The organism is Bradyrhizobium sp. I1.14.4, assembly GCF_050435825.1.
Classification (GTDB): domain Bacteria; phylum Pseudomonadota; class Alphaproteobacteria; order Rhizobiales; family Xanthobacteraceae; genus Bradyrhizobium.
Genome location: NZ_JBNDLA010000032.1, coordinates 60,195 through 75,292 on the forward strand (window position 1 = coordinate 60,195; position 15,098 = coordinate 75,292).

Sequence of the window (15,098 nt, forward strand, 5' to 3'; positions counted from 1 at the left end):
GGCGGGACCGGTTCGGTCCCGCTTCTGTTTTCTTCGGATGAGCAGATGTTTGATAAAATGACGATTTGCGGTATCGCGCTGCTGCTGATGGCCGCACAGGCGCGCGCGGAGACGATCGAAGAGAAGGTGCAGGTCTGCGCCGGGTGTCATGGCGAGAACGGCAAGCCCGTCGACAAGACGATTCCGACGATCTGGGGCCAGCAGGCCGGCTATCTCTACATCCAGCTCCGCGATTTCAAGCGCGGCGATCGCAAGAGCGAGATTATGCAGCCGATCGCGACGCCATTCGAGCGCGACGACATGCTGGCGATCGCGGAACTCATCTCGCAGAAACCGTGGCCTGACCTGGGTCAGCCGCGCGCGCCCAAGGATGTCGCGGAGAAGGCGGTCAGCGCCAGCCGCTCGGTCGGTTGCCCGGCCTGCCACCTCGATCGCTTCCAGGGTGACGGCACGGTGCCGCGGCTTGCCGGAATGGGACGGGATTATCTCGCCAAGACCATCGCCGATTTCCGCTCCCGCGCACGCGGCAACAATCCCGGCATGTCCGACCTGATGTTGGCAACGTCGCCCGACGACCTCGCCGCGCTGGTGGATTATTTGGCGGGGCTGTAGCGGCCCCGCCTGACCTCGCCCGCGTGCGGCAGGGCAACCGCATATTGCAGCGAAGAGCTTTGCGCTGCCATTTCCACATTCGTCATGGCCGGGCTTGTCCCGGCCATCCACGCCTTTCTCACGCGGAAACGAAGACGAGGATGCCCGGCAGCGGCTACGCCAAGGCTTCGCCGTGCTTCGATGTCAGCCTCGCCGAAGTTTCAGCGAAGGAGGGCACAAGGCCGGGCATGACGAGTTTGAGGAGGCACCGAGCGCAAATGCGACAGCCCTGCACGCAGGCGGGAGAGGGCGTACCGCCTTTGCGATGCAGTTCAATCTAACTTCATCACGACTCAGCGCGGCGTCAGCTCTTCGCGTAGCGACGACAGGATGGCGAGATCGGCGGCGTGCTTGCCGGCCTTGTCGGCCAGCGCTGCATCGGCGCCATGGGCCAGCAGCGCTTTCGCGATCGCCGGATGATTGCCTTCGGCGGCGATCATCAGCGCCGTGCGTCCACGCGCATCGCGATCGTCGACCCTGGCGCCCGCGTCCAAGAGAAACGAGACGACCTCGAGCGCCTGCACCTCCGGCACGGTCTCATCCGGTCCGGTTGCCCACATCAGGAGCGTGAGATCGTTGGCGTAGCGCGCATTGATATCGATATCGAGCGCGAGCAGCTGCCTGACGATGCCGAGCTGACCGCCGGCGGCTGCATACACGACCGGCGGCTTGCCGGTGTCGTCAGCCTTGCGGCCGTCGGCGCCGTGCGCGAGCAGCATGCGCACCACCATGTCCCGGCCGGCATAGGCGGCAGCCGCGACCGGGGAAGTACCGCTGCGCCCGGTGAGATTGACGTCGGCGCCACGGTCGATCAGGCGCTGCACGATCGCGGCATGGCCGCGCTCGGCAGCAAAATACAGCGCGGTCGATCCCGCGAGGTTGCGGGCGTCGATCGGCGCGCCGCGTGCCAGCAGCAGGTCGACCATGTCGAGATGACCGGAACGGGCAGCGTGGCTCAGCGGCCTGGTGCCCAGCCGGTCCCGCGCATCGAAGGAGGCGCCACGATCGAGCAGCTCGGTAGCAAGGTTGATGCAATCGGCGTTGGCGGCCGCGAACAGCGACAGGGATATCTCGACGGCGCCGAGCTGGGCCTTGTCGGTTTCGTATTTGCGGATCAGCTCGCGGCATCGTGCCGGGTCGGCCGCCGCGAAGCTGCTGTGGACGGTACCGGCAACAAACAGCGCGGCGAGAGCGATGCGGCGATACAAGACGTGTCCTCCGTATGGCCTGCTGGCGGCATCGCCATTCGGATTGAGCGTCGCATGATCCTTGGTTGCTGCCAAGCCGCGCAGCGAAGTCAAGCCGCGCAGCGCCGTTGTGCTGCGCGGCGCTGTCTTGCCGCTCTAGCCGGTCTGGCCGTTGCTCGCATTCGCAACGGCGCGCGCGACATTGGCGATCACCTCGTTGCACCTGTCCATAGAAGCACTTGCCCCGGTCAGGTAGACCGTCACCACGATCGGCTTGCGGCCGGGCGGCCAGAACACGCCGATATCGTTGTAGGTGCCGCGCTCGCCGGTGCCGGTCTTGTCGCCAACCCGCCAGTCGCCGGGCACGCCGGCGCGCAGCCGGGCATCGCCGGTCTTGTTGGCGACCATCCAGTCCACGAGCTTCTGGCGCGAGGTGACCTGCAGGACATCGCCGAGCACCACGCGCTGCAGGTTCTTCAGCATCGCGACGGGGCTCGTGGTGTCGCGCGGATCGCCTGATACCCCTTCGTTCAGCGCCAGCTCCCAGCGGTCGAGCCGGCTCACATTGTCGCCGATGGTGCGGAAGAAGCCGGTCAAGCCGGCCGGCCCGCCGATCTCGCGGAGGATCATGTTGCCCGCGGTGTTGTCGCTCCGCGTGATGGCAGCCTCGCAGATTTCGGCCAGCGTCATGCCCGACGCGACATGCTCCTTGGTCACCGGCGAATTGGCCAAGATATCCTTGGCCTCGAACCGCACGCGCTGGTCGAGGCTGGACTCACCGCGGTCGACCCGGTGCAGCACCGCGGCCGAGGCCAGCGCCTTGAAGGTGCTGCACATCGGGAACCGCTCGTCGCCGCGCAAGCTCGCGCGCAATCCGGTCTCGGTATCGAGCGCGGCGACGCCGAGCCGGCCGCTGGTCGCAAGCTCAATGCGGGCAAATTCCTGCTGCAGCCGTTGCGCCGGCCCGCTTGGTCCCGCCGCCGCACTTTGCCGCGGCAGCGTGCAGGAAACCGCAAGGCCCAGCGCGCGCAATCCAAATGTCCGTCTCGTCAGCATCTCTCGTCTCCGTTGGCGGCGCGAACCTGCCCAACGGCGTGACGATCGACAAACAATCATTTATACAACGAGGCATGAGAAAAACTTGGTCATGACGCCGTGCGCCGACACCTCCCGCTGAACGCGTTGCGCGCCTTCGAGGCCTCCGCGCGGCTGTTGAGCTTCACCCGCGCGGGGATGGAGCTGCGCGTGACGCAGACCGCGATCAGTCACCAGGTCAAGCAGCTCGAGGACCTCCTGGGCGCGAGCCTGTTCCGCCGCCTGCCGCGCGGGCTGGTGCTCACCGACGAAGGCCTGGCGCTGTTGCCCGTGCTCACGGACACGTTCGACCGGATCGGGGCCGCGATCGACCGCATCGAGGCCAAGGGCGCGCGCGAGGTCGTCACCGTCGGCTGCGTCACGACATTTGCGACCGGATGGCTGCTGCAACGGATCGACCGCTTCAAGCGCGCGCATCCCTATATCGACCTGCGCCTGCTCACCAACAACAACCGCGTCGACATGGCGGGCGACGGGCTCGATCTCGCGCTGCGCTTCGGCGACGGCTCGTGGCATGGCACCGAGGCGATCCATCTCTTGTCCGCGCCGCTCTCGCCGGTGTGCTGCCCCGATACGGCGATCAGGCTGCGCAAGCCGTCCGATCTGGCGCAGGAATTCCTGCTCCGTTCCTACCGTGCCGAGGAATGGCCGCTGTGGTTTGCGGTGGCCGGCGCGCCGTGTCCGAAGATCCAGGGGCCGATCTTTGACAGCTCGGTGGCGATGGCCGAGGCGGCGGCGCGGGGCGTCGGGGTCGGGCTGGTGCCGATCGCGATGTTTGGGAATGAACTGGCATCCGGCCGGCTGGTGCGGCCGTTTACGGCCGAGGTCCCGGCGGGGTCCTATTGGCTGACCTGGCTGAAGTCGCGCGAGGTGACGCCGGGCATGCGTGCTTTCCGCGACTGGCTGCTCGACACGCTGCGGGCGGAGGCAAGCGCGGCCGACGATGTGAAGGCGGAGGCGATGCCGGCTGCGCGGCCAAGGGCGAAAGCCGGGGCCAAGGCGAAAAGCAAGAGCAAGACGAAGCTGAAGCCCGCCCGAAAGCAGGACCGTCGCTGAGGTTGCTCGGCTACGCCAGATGGCACGCCACGAAATGCCCGTTGCTTCCTTCCCGCAGTTCCGGTGCGGTTTGCCGGCAGCGCTCTTCGGCGATCGGGCAGCGGGTGTGGAAGTGACAGCCACTGGGAGGATTCATTGGGCTCGGTACATCGCCCTTGAGCCGCATGCGCAATTTTTTCGCCTTGGGGTCCGGCACCGGCACCGCCGAGAGCAGCGCCTTGGTGTAGGGGTGCTGCGGGTTGCGGTAGAGATCGCTTGCCTTGGCGAGCTCGACGATGCGGCCGAGATACATCACCGCGACGCGGTCGGAGATGTGCTCCACGACAGAAAGATCGTGGGCGACGAACAGATAGGTGAGGTTTAGCTCGGCCTGCAAATCCTCGAGCAGGTTGATGACCTGCGCCTGGATCGAGACGTCGAGTGCCGAGACCGGCTCGTCGCAGACGATCAGCTTTGGCTCCAGCGTGAGCGCGCGGGCGATCGCGATGCGCTGGCGCTGGCCACCGGAGAATTCATGTGGATAGCGCCGCATGTGCTCGGCCTTCAGCCCGACCTTGACCAGCAGGCTTGCAACGCGGTCCTCGCGCTCGCTGGCCGATGTCACGAGGTTATGGATGATGAAGGGCTCGCCGAGGATAGTGCCAACCGTCATGCGCGGATTGAGCGAGGCGAACGGATCCTGGAACACCAGCTGCATGTTGCGCCGCATGGCGCGCAGATCGCCGCCGCCCAGACCGGTCACGCTCTGGCCGTCGAACACGACTTCGCCGGAGGTCGGCTCGATCAGCCGCAACACGCAGCGGCCGGTGGTCGACTTGCCGCAACCGGATTCGCCGACTAGCCCCAGCGTCTCGCCGCGGTTGACCGAGAACGACACGCCGTCGACCGCATAGACCTGGCCGACCTCGCGCGACAACAGACCGCCCAGTACCGGAAAGTGCTTCTTCAGATTGCTGACGCGCAGCAGCGGTTCGCTCATGACGCCTCTCCGAGGTGGCAGGCCATCCGATGGCCGGGCGCGATCTCGCGCAGCCGCGGCTCCTGTTCGGTGCAGATGCTCGTGGCGAATTTGCAGCGGGGAGCAAAACGGCAGCCGGGCGGCGGATTGATCAGGATCGGCACCGAGCCGCCGATCGCCTCCAGCCGGGTCTTGTGCTCGGCGTCGAGATCGATGCGCGGGATCGAGCGGATCAGCCCCTGGGTATAGGGATGGCCCGGATTGCCGAACAATTCGTCGACCGGCGCCTCTTCCACCACCTTGCCGGCATACATCACGACGACGCGCTGCGCGGTCTCGGCGACCACGCCCATCGCGTGCGTGATCAGCATCACCGCCATGCCGAAGCGCTCCTTCATGTCCTGCAGGAGATCGAGGATCTGCGCCTGGATGGTGACGTCGAGCGCCGTGGTCGGCTCGTCGGCGATCACAAGCTTGGGCCGGCAGGCCAGCGCCATCGCGATCATCACGCGCTGGCGCATGCCGCCGGAGAACTGGTGCGGATAGTGATGCACGCGGCCCGCGGCGTTGGGGATCTGCACCAGCTTCAGCATCTCGATGGTGCGCTCGAGCGCCTGCTTCCTGGTCACGGCCTCGTGGCGGCGCAGGCTCTCGGCGATCTGCTCGCCGATCGTCAGCACCGGGTTGAGCGAGGTCATCGGCTCTTGGAAGATGAACCCGATCTCCTTGGCCCTGATGTCGTCGAGCTGGTGGCTGGTCAGCGGCACCAGATCGCGGCCCTCGAAGATGATCTCGCCTTCGACGATCTTGCCCGGCGGCATCGCGATCAGCTTCAGGATCGACATCGCGGTGACGGTCTTGCCGCAGCCGGACTCGCCGACCACGCAGAGTGTCTCGCCCCGGTTGATGCTGATGTCGACGCCGTCGACCGCCCGGAGGATGCCGTCGTCGGTGGTGAAATGGGTTTTCAGGCCCTTGATGTCGAGCAGCGCCATCAGATCACCTTGCGGGCGTCGAGCGCGTCGCGCAGCCCGTCGCCGATGAAGTTGATGGCGACGACCGCGATGAAGATCGCGCCGCCCGGAAACAGCGCCCAATGCGGGCCGATGTCGAGATAGTCCTTGGCGTCGTAGAGGATGCGGCCCCAGGTCGGCGTGTCAGGCGGGAAGCCGAGGCCGAGGAAGGAGAGCGTCGATTCCGCGATGATCGCCGCGGCAACGTCGATCGTGCCGGCGATGATCACAGGTCCGAGCGCGTTGGGCAGGATGTGGCGCACCACCTGCCGCGCCGGGCTTGCGCCGAGCGCGCGCGCCGCCTCGACGAATTCCTTCTCGCGCAGCGACAGGAACTGGGCGCGCACCAGGCGGGCGACCGGCATCCAGCGAAGGCCCCCGATGACCAGCACGATCAGGATGAAGATGCCGCCCTCCGGGCCGAATACGGCCTTCAGCCCGTCGCGGAACAGATAGATCAGCATCAGGAGCAGCGGCAGCTGCGGCAGCGACAGGAACAGGTCGGTCAGCCACATCAGCGCATAGCCGAGCGCGCCGCGCGACATGCCGGCGAGCGCGCCGATCAGCGTGCCGACGAACACCGAGACCAGCATCGCGGCGAGGCCGACCGCAAGCGAGATGCGGCCGCCATAGATCATGCGGGCGAGCAGGTCCTGGCCGAGATCGTCGGTGCCGAACGGATGCGCCAGCGACGGCCCCTGCATGCCCGCCACGACGTCGATGTCGCTGATCGAGATGCGCCAGACGAACGGGCCGATCACGACCGCCGCGATCAGCAGCAGCAGCAGCACGGCGCTGACCACGGCCGGCTTGTGCCGGCGGTAGCGCCGCCAGGTTTCACGCAAGGGCGAATAGCCGCGCCGCTCAGCGGAAGGAGATGCGAGGGTCAAGCCAGCCATAGAGGACATCTGCGATCAGGTTGAACAGCACCACGAGACACGCGAAGACGAAGGTCACGGCCATCACGACCGGCGTATCATTGGCGAGGATGGAGGAGATCAGGAGCGAGCCGATGCCGGGAATCCGGAAGATCTGCTCGGTGACGATGGCGCCGCCGAACACGGCAGGCATTTGCAGTGCAATGAGCGTGACGACCGGGATCATCGCGTTGCGCATCACGTGCTTGACGATCACCTTGGCCTGTCCGAGCCCCTTGGCGCGGGCGGTGGTGACATAGTCGAGCCGGATCACGTCGAGCATCGCCGAGCGCACGAAGCGGGTCATCGACGCCGCCTGGAACAGGCCGAGCACCATCACCGGCATGATGGCCTGCCGGATCATCTCCAGCACCCAGCGAATGCCGCTTCCCGGGACATCGGTGTAGACGAAAGGCAGCCAGTCCAGCTTCACCGAGAACACCAGGATGAACAGGATGCCGGTGAAGAAGGTCGGCAGCGAGAAGCCGATGAAGGCAAAGGTGTTGGCAAGCTGGTCGAACAGCGAATAGGGCCGGGTGGCGGCATAGACGCCGACCGGGATCGCGATCGCTAGCGCCAGCAGCTGCGCCGAGCCGATCACGTAGAGCGTGGTCGGCAGCCGCTGCAGGATCAGGGTGTCGACATTGATCCGGCTGACAAAGGAGAAGCCCCAGTCGCCCTGCGCCATCGCCGCGAGCCAGTGCAGGTAGCGGAGATAGATCGGGTCGTCGAGGCCGAACTTGGCACGCAGCGCGGCCTGGACTTCGGGCGGCACGTTCGGATTGGTCGCGAGCTCGCTGAACGGATCGCCCGGCGCGAGCGCCAGCACGACGAACAGGACGAGCGAGATGCCGACCAGGCTCGGGATCGCGATCATCAGACGGCGCAGGATATATTGACTCATCGAGAGATCATCTAACTAACGCTCGCACCTTGAGCACGTTGATCTTGCTTCCGATCGAAAGGCGAGCTTCACCTCGCCCCGCGTGCGGGGAGAGGTCGGAATTCAAGCGCAGCTTGAATTCCGGGTGAGGGGACTCTCCACGAACTCATCTTTCACGGCAGTTGCGGTTAAAGCCCCTCACCCCAACCCTCCAGGAGTGAGCTCCGCTCGTGTCGACCCCGCAAGAACGGGAAGAGGGAGAAGATGCACCTACGCAAACTCCAAGCCTGTCCCCGTGTCTCAGGTTTCACGATACCAGTCTTGCAGATTGTCGGTTTGGTTGGCCCAGCCCGAGAGCGCGGGCCGCACCGCGTTGGAGCAGGCTTCCACCGCGAGGCGGTGCATCACCGGGATCACCACGGTGTCCTGCCACATCAGATCGTTGCACTTGATGTAAAGGTCGGCGCGCTTGATCGGATCGGTCTCGGTGTCGGCGGCGTCGATCGCGGCGTCGAAATCCTTGTTGACCCAGCGCGGGAAGTTCTGTCCCTGCCACTTGTTTTCCTTGGTGGCGACATTGCGCGAAAGATAGCGGCGCATGTGCAGGCCGGGGTCGGGTTGCGTCATCGGGATCTGGAACATCTCGATGTCGGCATAGAACTTGGAATAGGTGTCGGGGTTGGCGACGTCGGAGGAGAAGAACACCGAGGCCACCACCGACTTCAGCTCGACGTCGATGCCGGCCTTCTGGCAGGCCTGCTTGACGATCGCCTGGGTCTTCTGGCGCGGTCCGTTGATCGAGGTCTGGTACAGCAGCTTCAGTTTCTTGCCGTCCTTCTCGCGGATGCCGTCAGAGCCGGCCTTCCAGCCGGCCTGTTCGAGCAGCGCGCTGGCCTTCTCGACGCTGAACTCCCATTTGGTGTTCTTGGAGACGAACTCCTCGGGGCCGTTGAGATAGTTGGCGGTGGCGCGGCCGGCGCGGCCGTAGATCGCCTTCTTGACGGAGTCGCGGTCGACCAGAAGCGCCAGGGCCTTGCGCACCGCCGGATCCGACAGGATCGGATGCTTGGTCTTCATCGACGACCGTTCGCCGTCGACCTCGGTGTTCGGGTCGGTGAAGTTGATGGCGATGAATTCGATGTCGCCGCCGACGGCATACAGGGTCTTGCCCTTGCCGCCCTTTTCGAGCCGTAGCAGCACCTCGTCCTCGACCTGGATGTTCCAGGCGAAATCATACTCGCCGGTCTGGATCACGGCGCGCGCCGCCGACACCGCATCGCCGCCGCCTTTCATTTCGATCGTATCGAAATAGGGCCGGTTCGGCATGTGGTAGTCGGGATTGATCTCGCCACGGATCAGGTCGCCCGGCTTGAACTCGACGAACTTGTAGGGGCCGGTGCCGACCGGCTTCAGGTTGTTGGGCGCCTCGCGCGACTTGCTGCCCTTGTACTCGGCGAACAAGTGTTTCGGGATGATGCAGCCATAGGCACCGACGAAAGCGTTGGCCCAGAACGGCGTCGGATCCTTGAACTTGATGCGGACCGTGAGGTCGTCGACCTTGTCCACGGTCATGCCGGAATAGGTGCCGCTCGAGACGGCTGCCGTCGCGGGGTCGCTGGCATATTCCCAGTTGAACACGACATCGTCGGCGGTGAACGGTTTGCCGTCATGCCATTTGACGCCCGGCTTGAGTTTCCAGACCACCGTTTTGGCATCGGCGGTGAGCCCGCCGTTCTGGATCGAGGGGATTTCCGCGGCGAGGATCGGATTGAGATGGCCGTCGGCGTCCCAGCTCGCGAGCGGCTCGTAGAACAGCCGCGAGCCGTCCTGGTCCTTGGTGCCGGTGGCGAAGTGCGGATTGAGCAGGGTCGGGCCCTGCCACCACAGCAGCTTCAGCGGACCGCCGCCGCCGCGCTTGGTCGGCTTGTAGGGGTTGGGGCTTTGCGCCATCGCGACGCCGCCGATCGCCAGAATCTGGTTCGCCATCGGCGCGGTGAGGCCGACGGCAATCATTCGCTTGACGAACGCGCGGCGATCCATTCGCCCGTCCTTCACGTCGTCGATCATGCCGCGCAGATTGTTGTCGAACATTGTCCCCTCGGTCCGGCTCAAATGTGATTGCGGCGGGCCATGGAACCGGCCGCCGTGCTGGCGGCAGATGGCACACCGAATGACCGCGAAGGTCAACGGCTCCCACCCTTCAGCGCCTAGGTCTTTTGGCTATCGCTTGTGCAGAACCTCTCCGGGCCGCACACCGGTTCAGCATATCGGCGCCAAAGCGCGCTCATGCGCGCCCCGCACTGCGGAAAATTTGTTCGTTATCCTTTGTTCCGAGATGCTTTTTTGTCACGCAAGAACGTTTCGAGCGAAGTGCATGCCAGTTCGCGTGAAGAAAACGCGTCAAGAGAAAAATCGAGAGTCCCATTCCGATCCAATCGGAAACGGGCTCTGGCCGGGCTTTGCTTCGAACCGCAGGGCCCGGCCCGCAGATGCGGCCTCAGGCGACCGACATATCCAACGGCGGTGCAACATTCGCCGGCAGCGGACTGACATAGGGCGTTCGGGTGATCCGCTTCTTGAGGTCGGCCTTGGCGGCCGCGATCAGCTCCGGCTCCATCAAGGCCTTGACGCCCAATCCGGCCATCGCCTTGGCGGCCTGCACCATCGCCTTGTGTGCGGCCGGCGTCTTGCCCTGCGCCACAACCTGCCAGGTGTGGAACGGCGTGCCGATTGCAACCGTCGGTGCATGGACCTGCACGGTCGGCACCACCCAGCTGACGTCGCCGACATCGGTCGAGCCGATCAGCGGGTTGCGCTTGGCATCGATCGGCACCAGGAAATCGGCGAGCGGCCGGTCGGTCGGCTCCATGCCGATTGCGTAATAGACCGAGGCGATATCCTTGTCGGTCAGGGTCGCGCGGATCTTGCCGGCGAAATCCTTGTCGGCATCATCGAAATGTGGCGGGCCGAGATCCTCCATGATCCGGTGCAGCGTCTGCTCCAGTGGCGTGTTGGGCAGGATGTTGGAGACCGCGGAGATGATCTTCATCTCCATCTTGGTCTCGGTCATCAGCGCCGCGCCCTGCGCGATCTTGTGCACGCGCTCGACCAGCTCGTTCATGCCGGGCAGGTCGCGGGCACGGATCGAATAGCGCACCCGGGCATGGGCCTGCACCACATTGGGCGCAATGCCGCCGGTGTCGAGCAGAGCGTAGTGCACCCGGGCATCGCTCGGCATGTGTTCGCGCATGTAGTTGACGCCCACATTCATCAATTCCACTGCGTCGAGCGCGCTGCGGCCGAGATGCGGTGAGGCTGCCGCATGCGAGGTTCGCCCGGTGAAGACGAAATCGGCGCGCGTGTTGGCGAGCGACGGCATCACCGCCACCTCCCAGAAACTGTGCGGATGCCAGGTGATCGCGATGTCGGTGTCCTCGAAGGCGCCACAGCGCACCATGAAGGCCTTGGCCGCGCCGCCTTCCTCGGCGGGGCAGCCGTAATAGCGCACCCGGCCCGGCACCTTGTTGGCGGCGAGCCAGTCCTTCACCGCGGTGGCGGCGAGTAGCGCGGAGGAGCCGAGCAGGTTGTGGCCGCAGCCGTGGCCGTGGCCGCCGCTCTCGACCGGACGAGGCTCGGCTACGCCGGCTTCCTGGCTGAGGCCGGGCAGGGCGTCATATTCGCCGAGGAAGGCGATCACCGGGCCGCCTTCACCCCATTCGCCCATTACCGCGGTCGGAATGTCGGCGACGTTCTCGGTGATGCGAAAACCCTGATGACGCAGTTCGGCCAGATGTTCGGCGGATGAGCGCGCCTCGGTGTAGCAGACCTCGGGCATCGCCCAGACCCGGTCGCTCAATTCGATGAAACGCGGCTTGATCGCGTCGACGCCGCGCCAAACATCACTACGGTTGTCCATTTGCTTCGGTCCCTTAACTCGCTAGAGCATGATCCGGAAAAGTGTGAAGCGGTTTTCCGAAAAGATCATGCTCAAACATTGAACCAAGGCGCGATGACGATTCAACCCATCGCGCTTTGGGCAATCTGAAGCGCAAAAGGTTAGCAGCTTGTCGCGCCGCCGCCTAGCGTCCGCCGGCAGAGCAGCGTTTCCGCAGCGTCACGTCTAATGAGTGATGTAATTGAATTTTGGTTTGGCCTCGTCATGGCCGGGCGCGTCCCGGCCATCCACGTCTTTCTTTATGTAGAGACCAAAGACGTGGATGCCCGGGACAAGCCCGGGCATGACGAGTTGCGGAGGATTGGCCAATCATCATTCACGCCGTAGCGTCACCCCGCACTGAGCCGCTCCAGCCCCTTCCAGTCGAAGGCGATGCCGTGCCCCGGTCGATCAGGGGCAATCGCCAGTCCCTGCTCAAGAACCAGCGGGTTTGCGATGTAGCGGTCGAGGCCGAAGCCGTGCGCTTCGAGATACGAACGGTTCGGGCACGCCGCCAGCAGATGCACGGTGATGTCATGCGCGCCATGGCTGGTCACCGGGATGTTGAAGGCTTCGGCAAGCCGCGCGATCTTCATGAAGCTCGTCACGCCGCCGCAATTGGTGACATCCGGTTCGGCATAGGACAGCGCGCCGCCGGCAATATAGGGCTTGAACTCCCACAGGCTGCGCAGGTTTTCTCCGGCCGCGATCGGCACGCCGCCGGCGCGCAGAATGCGTGCGTGCCCTTCAACGTCATCGGGAATGGTCGGCTCCTCGAGCCAGGTCAGGTCGAACGGCTGCAGGGCGCGCGCGGCGCGGATCGCTTCCTCGACGGTCCATTTCATGTTGGCGTCGGCCATCAGCGGAAAATCGTCGCCGAGATGGCCGCGCATCGCTTTCACGCGCGCCACGTCGGATGCGAGGCTCGCGCGGCCGACCTTCATCTTGATGGCGCGAAACCCCTTGGCGAGATTGTCGTCGGTCTGCTTGAGCAAACCATCCAGCGGCAGATCGAGATCGATGCCGCCGGCATAGCAAGGCACGCGGCGGTCGAAACCGCCGAGCAGCCGCCACAGCGGCAGCGATGCGCGGCGCGCCTTGAGGTCCCACAAGGCGATGTCGAGCGCGGACAGCGCCAGCACCGCCGGTCCGCCGTAATGCAGCGCCCACCAAACCTTGTGCCAGAGCTGCTCAGTATCGTCGGCTTCCATCTCGATCGCTACGTCACAGATTTCGCGGCGCAGAATATCCGCGATCGCGCCGCCGTTGCGGCCGACCGTGTAGGTGTAGCCGGTGCCTTCCGCGCCGTCGGCGTCGCGGACGCGGATCGTGACGAGTTCGAACGCCTTGATCTCGCCATGCGTGCTGTCGCTCAGCACGACGGGGAGAGGGATCTTGTAGAATCCCACGGTGAAGTCCTTGAGGATGGCCACGCCGGAACTCCTTATCGTCGGACGGATGCAATGCGCGGCACACAATCCCAAAAGCGCAGGCGGGCCGCAATCTCGCGTGAGCGAATGTCTGCCTTGAGCGATAAGCCTGCTTTCCTCTATGATGTGGCTCGCGAGGACGTGGTCCGACGATGCATGATGCAATTCCGTCTCTGTTGCCGAGAAATTCGGGCCACCAGTTCGTGATCTATGCCGATGCCTGCTCGGGCGTCCCCGGCGCGCTGCATGAGCGCACTTTCGCATCGGTGAATCAGGTGGTCCGCCGGCTGCACCCCCGGCCCGAATTCATCCTCTTTCCCGGCGACGAGATCATCGGCCTGACCGCCGATGCCGACGCGCTGCGCGCGCAATGGCGGCATTGGCTCGAGACTGAAATGAGCTGGCTCGACCGGTGCGCGGTGCCGCTGTGGCACACGACCGGCAACCACACCACCTATGACGAGATGAGCGAGGCGGTGTTTCGCGACGTGCTGAAGCTGCCGCGCAACGGCCCGCCCGGTCAGGAGGGCCTGTCCTACTGGGTTCGCCGCGGCGATCTGCTGATGGTATTCGTGCATACGCTCTGGAGCGGGTTGGGCGGCGAGGGGCACGTCGAGACCGACTGGCTGCAAGCGGTCCTCGAACAGCACGGGGATGCCAGGCACAAGCTCGTCCTGGGCCATCATCCCGTCTACCCCATCAACGGCTACAGCGGCAGCTATCAGCGCGAGATCGGCCACGAATACAGCGAGCGCTTCTGGGATATCCTGGTGCGCGCCGATGTGACCGCCTATCTGTGCAGCCACATTCTCGCATTCGACGTTCAGGTCCATCGCGGCGTGCTGCAGCTCTGCACGGCAGGCGCGGGCACCGCGCACCGGATGCCCGAAGGCATCGAGTATCTGCATTGCGTGCAGGCGGCGCTCGATCAGGGCGGCCTTCGCTACCAGGTGCTCGATCCCGAGGGCGTCGTGCGCGAGCAGCTCGCCTGGCCTCTGCCATCTCTCGACCAGGCCGCGTGGTCACCATTGGCGCACGGGACCAGCCCTGCGCCACTGTCCGGGACGCCGGCGCCCGCGACGGTCATCGGCCTGAAACTGTCGGGCCGCACCGCCGCGGGAAGCGCCGCGCCGCAAACGCTGCTATGCACGCCGGAGCCGGAGATGATCGCACCGCTCTGGCTCGGATTGCGCGGGCCGAACCAGACGCTCACGGTGATCCTCGGGCGTGAGCGCGGGCGTAGTCCTCACTACTGGGTCGGCCCCGATCTCGGCGCTAACAGGGATTTTGACCTCGATATCGCCTTCTATCCGGACATGGGACCGGGCGGCGTGCTGTGGCGACGTAGCGGCGACACGCACTGGACGTCGTGCGCGGCGGCATCGGCGACCGGGCTGGAGCGCTTTTGCTGGCCCGCGGTCTGGAGCGTCGGCCATGGACAGGGTGGGCCGAACGACAGGCGATATGCCGGACCACGCCTCGACATCGCTGTGTCCATCATCGCATTGTCGTGAGCCGTGCGGCTCCGCCTGCTGTCGTTCGAAAACAGAGCCTTCGATGCGCGCGCTGATTGATGAGAAGAGCAGGTTAGTCAGGCTCTTTCGGCTTCTCGCGCTCCGCGCTTTTCAATTCGCGATCGATGAGCGTGCAGACCCGTCGCTGCGCCAGCAGGCCGAGCCGCGCGCGCGTGGTGCCGCGCTTGATCTTGCCGTTGATTTCGAATGACCAGCTCCAGAGGTCGGGTTCGATGTTGGTGAGTGTGTACTCAATATCCCGATGACGATCGATCAGCTTCTTCATGCCGTTTCTTCTTGTTGGCTGAAGATTGCATAACCAGATCGCGAAGGCGTCTGTATCCGGACGACTACCTACATATCGTCTAAGTATCTGTCCGAGAACATCTTGAATCATCGGAATCGTTTGTGATTCAAGGGAGGCGGTCCGAATTTGAAGGGGCGCCCATGTGGACGAAGG

13 protein-coding genes are annotated in these 15,098 nt (G+C 64.9%); 3 read left to right on the forward strand and 10 right to left on the reverse strand.

The annotated features are described in order from the left end of the window. Positions 1-45 precede the first annotated feature (45 nt). Positions 46-612: a c-type cytochrome gene (locus ABIB78_RS34740; protein ID WP_429033108.1), complete on the forward strand. Its 567-nt coding sequence runs from the start codon at positions 46-48 to the stop codon at positions 610-612. A 332-nt stretch (positions 613-944) separates the two neighbouring features. Here the strand turns inward: ABIB78_RS34740 and ABIB78_RS34745 are convergent, their stop codons facing one another. Both ABIB78_RS34745 and bla read right to left on the reverse strand, forming a co-directional pair. Beyond that, positions 945-1,859 carry an ankyrin repeat domain-containing protein gene (locus tag ABIB78_RS34745; RefSeq protein WP_429033111.1) on the reverse strand — a complete coding sequence of 305 codons (915 nt, stop codon included), beginning with the start codon at positions 1,857-1,859 and terminating at the stop codon, positions 945-947. 135 nt (positions 1,860-1,994) lie between these two features. Then, complete coding sequence (gene bla, locus ABIB78_RS34750; RefSeq protein WP_429033113.1) at positions 1,995-2,894, reverse strand: class A beta-lactamase; 900 nt, start codon at positions 2,892-2,894, stop codon at positions 1,995-1,997. Between the two features lie 99 nt (positions 2,895-2,993). Here bla and ABIB78_RS34755 point away from each other — a divergent pair, with 99 nt between their 5' ends. Then, positions 2,994-3,989: a LysR substrate-binding domain-containing protein gene (locus tag ABIB78_RS34755; RefSeq protein WP_429033115.1), complete on the forward strand. Its 996-nt coding sequence runs from the start codon at positions 2,994-2,996 to the stop codon at positions 3,987-3,989. A gap of 10 nt (positions 3,990-3,999) precedes the next feature. Here the strand turns inward: ABIB78_RS34755 and ABIB78_RS34760 are convergent, their stop codons facing one another. From ABIB78_RS34760 to ABIB78_RS34790, 7 genes are all read right to left on the reverse strand, one after another. Further along, positions 4,000-4,968 carry an ABC transporter ATP-binding protein gene (locus ABIB78_RS34760; protein WP_429033118.1) on the reverse strand — a complete coding sequence of 323 codons (969 nt, stop codon included), beginning with the start codon at positions 4,966-4,968 and terminating at the stop codon, positions 4,000-4,002. Beyond that, entirely contained in the window at positions 4,965-5,945 is a 981-nt protein-coding gene (locus ABIB78_RS34765; RefSeq protein WP_429033139.1) for an ABC transporter ATP-binding protein, read from the reverse strand. The genes ABIB78_RS34760 and ABIB78_RS34765 overlap by 4 nt, the downstream gene beginning before the upstream one ends. Beyond that, positions 5,942-6,859, reverse strand: coding sequence for an ABC transporter permease (locus ABIB78_RS34770; protein WP_429033120.1), 918 nt, complete (start codon positions 6,857-6,859; stop codon positions 5,942-5,944). The genes ABIB78_RS34765 and ABIB78_RS34770 overlap by 4 nt, the downstream gene beginning before the upstream one ends. Beyond that, on the reverse strand, positions 6,825-7,781 hold the full coding sequence (locus tag ABIB78_RS34775) for an ABC transporter permease (protein WP_429033122.1): 957 nt from the start codon (positions 7,779-7,781) through the stop codon (positions 6,825-6,827). The genes ABIB78_RS34770 and ABIB78_RS34775 overlap by 35 nt, the downstream gene beginning before the upstream one ends. Before the next feature lie 279 nt (positions 7,782-8,060). Further along, positions 8,061-9,851, reverse strand: coding sequence for a peptide ABC transporter substrate-binding protein (locus ABIB78_RS34780; protein ID WP_429033123.1), 1,791 nt, complete (start codon positions 9,849-9,851; stop codon positions 8,061-8,063). Positions 9,852-10,257: 406 nt separating this feature from the next. Then, positions 10,258-11,676, reverse strand: a complete 1,419-nt coding sequence (locus ABIB78_RS34785; RefSeq protein WP_429033125.1) for a M20 family metallopeptidase — start codon at positions 11,674-11,676, stop codon at positions 10,258-10,260. Between the two features lie 368 nt (positions 11,677-12,044). Continuing rightward, positions 12,045-13,127 (reverse strand): mandelate racemase/muconate lactonizing enzyme family protein, encoded by a 1,083-nt coding sequence (locus ABIB78_RS34790; protein WP_429033127.1) that lies wholly within the window; start codon positions 13,125-13,127, stop codon positions 12,045-12,047. 149 nt (positions 13,128-13,276) lie between these two features. On the opposite strand from ABIB78_RS34790, the gene ABIB78_RS34795 reads away from it, so the two are divergent. Further along, positions 13,277-14,638 (forward strand): metallophosphoesterase family protein, encoded by a 1,362-nt coding sequence (locus ABIB78_RS34795; protein ID WP_429033129.1) that lies wholly within the window; start codon positions 13,277-13,279, stop codon positions 14,636-14,638. 73 nt (positions 14,639-14,711) lie between these two features. Here the strand turns inward: ABIB78_RS34795 and ABIB78_RS34800 are convergent. Then, positions 14,712-15,098: hypothetical protein (locus ABIB78_RS34800; RefSeq protein ID WP_429033131.1), on the reverse strand; the 387-nt coding region annotated here is incomplete at its 5' end.

Excerpts from the sequence above, each read along its gene's own strand:
- ABIB78_RS34770 (WP_429033120.1), bottom strand. The coding sequence starts at position 6,859 with ATGGCTGGCTTGACCCTCGCATCTCCTTCCGCTGAGCGGCGCGGCTAT.
- ABIB78_RS34760 (WP_429033118.1), bottom strand. The coding sequence starts at position 4,968 with ATGAGCGAACCGCTGCTGCGCGTCAGCAATCTGAAGAAGCACTTTCCG.
- ABIB78_RS34795 (WP_429033129.1), top strand. The coding sequence starts at position 13,277 with ATGCATGATGCAATTCCGTCTCTGTTGCCGAGAAATTCGGGCCACCAG.
- ABIB78_RS34775 (WP_429033122.1), bottom strand. The coding sequence starts at position 7,781 with ATGAGTCAATATATCCTGCGCCGTCTGATGATCGCGATCCCGAGCCTG.
- ABIB78_RS34740 (WP_429033108.1), top strand. The coding sequence starts at position 46 with ATGTTTGATAAAATGACGATTTGCGGTATCGCGCTGCTGCTGATGGCC.
- bla (WP_429033113.1), bottom strand. The coding sequence starts at position 2,894 with ATGCTGACGAGACGGACATTTGGATTGCGCGCGCTGGGCCTTGCGGTT.
- ABIB78_RS34780 (WP_429033123.1), bottom strand. The coding sequence starts at position 9,851 with ATGTTCGACAACAATCTGCGCGGCATGATCGACGACGTGAAGGACGGG.
- ABIB78_RS34785 (WP_429033125.1), bottom strand. The coding sequence starts at position 11,676 with ATGGACAACCGTAGTGATGTTTGGCGCGGCGTCGACGCGATCAAGCCG.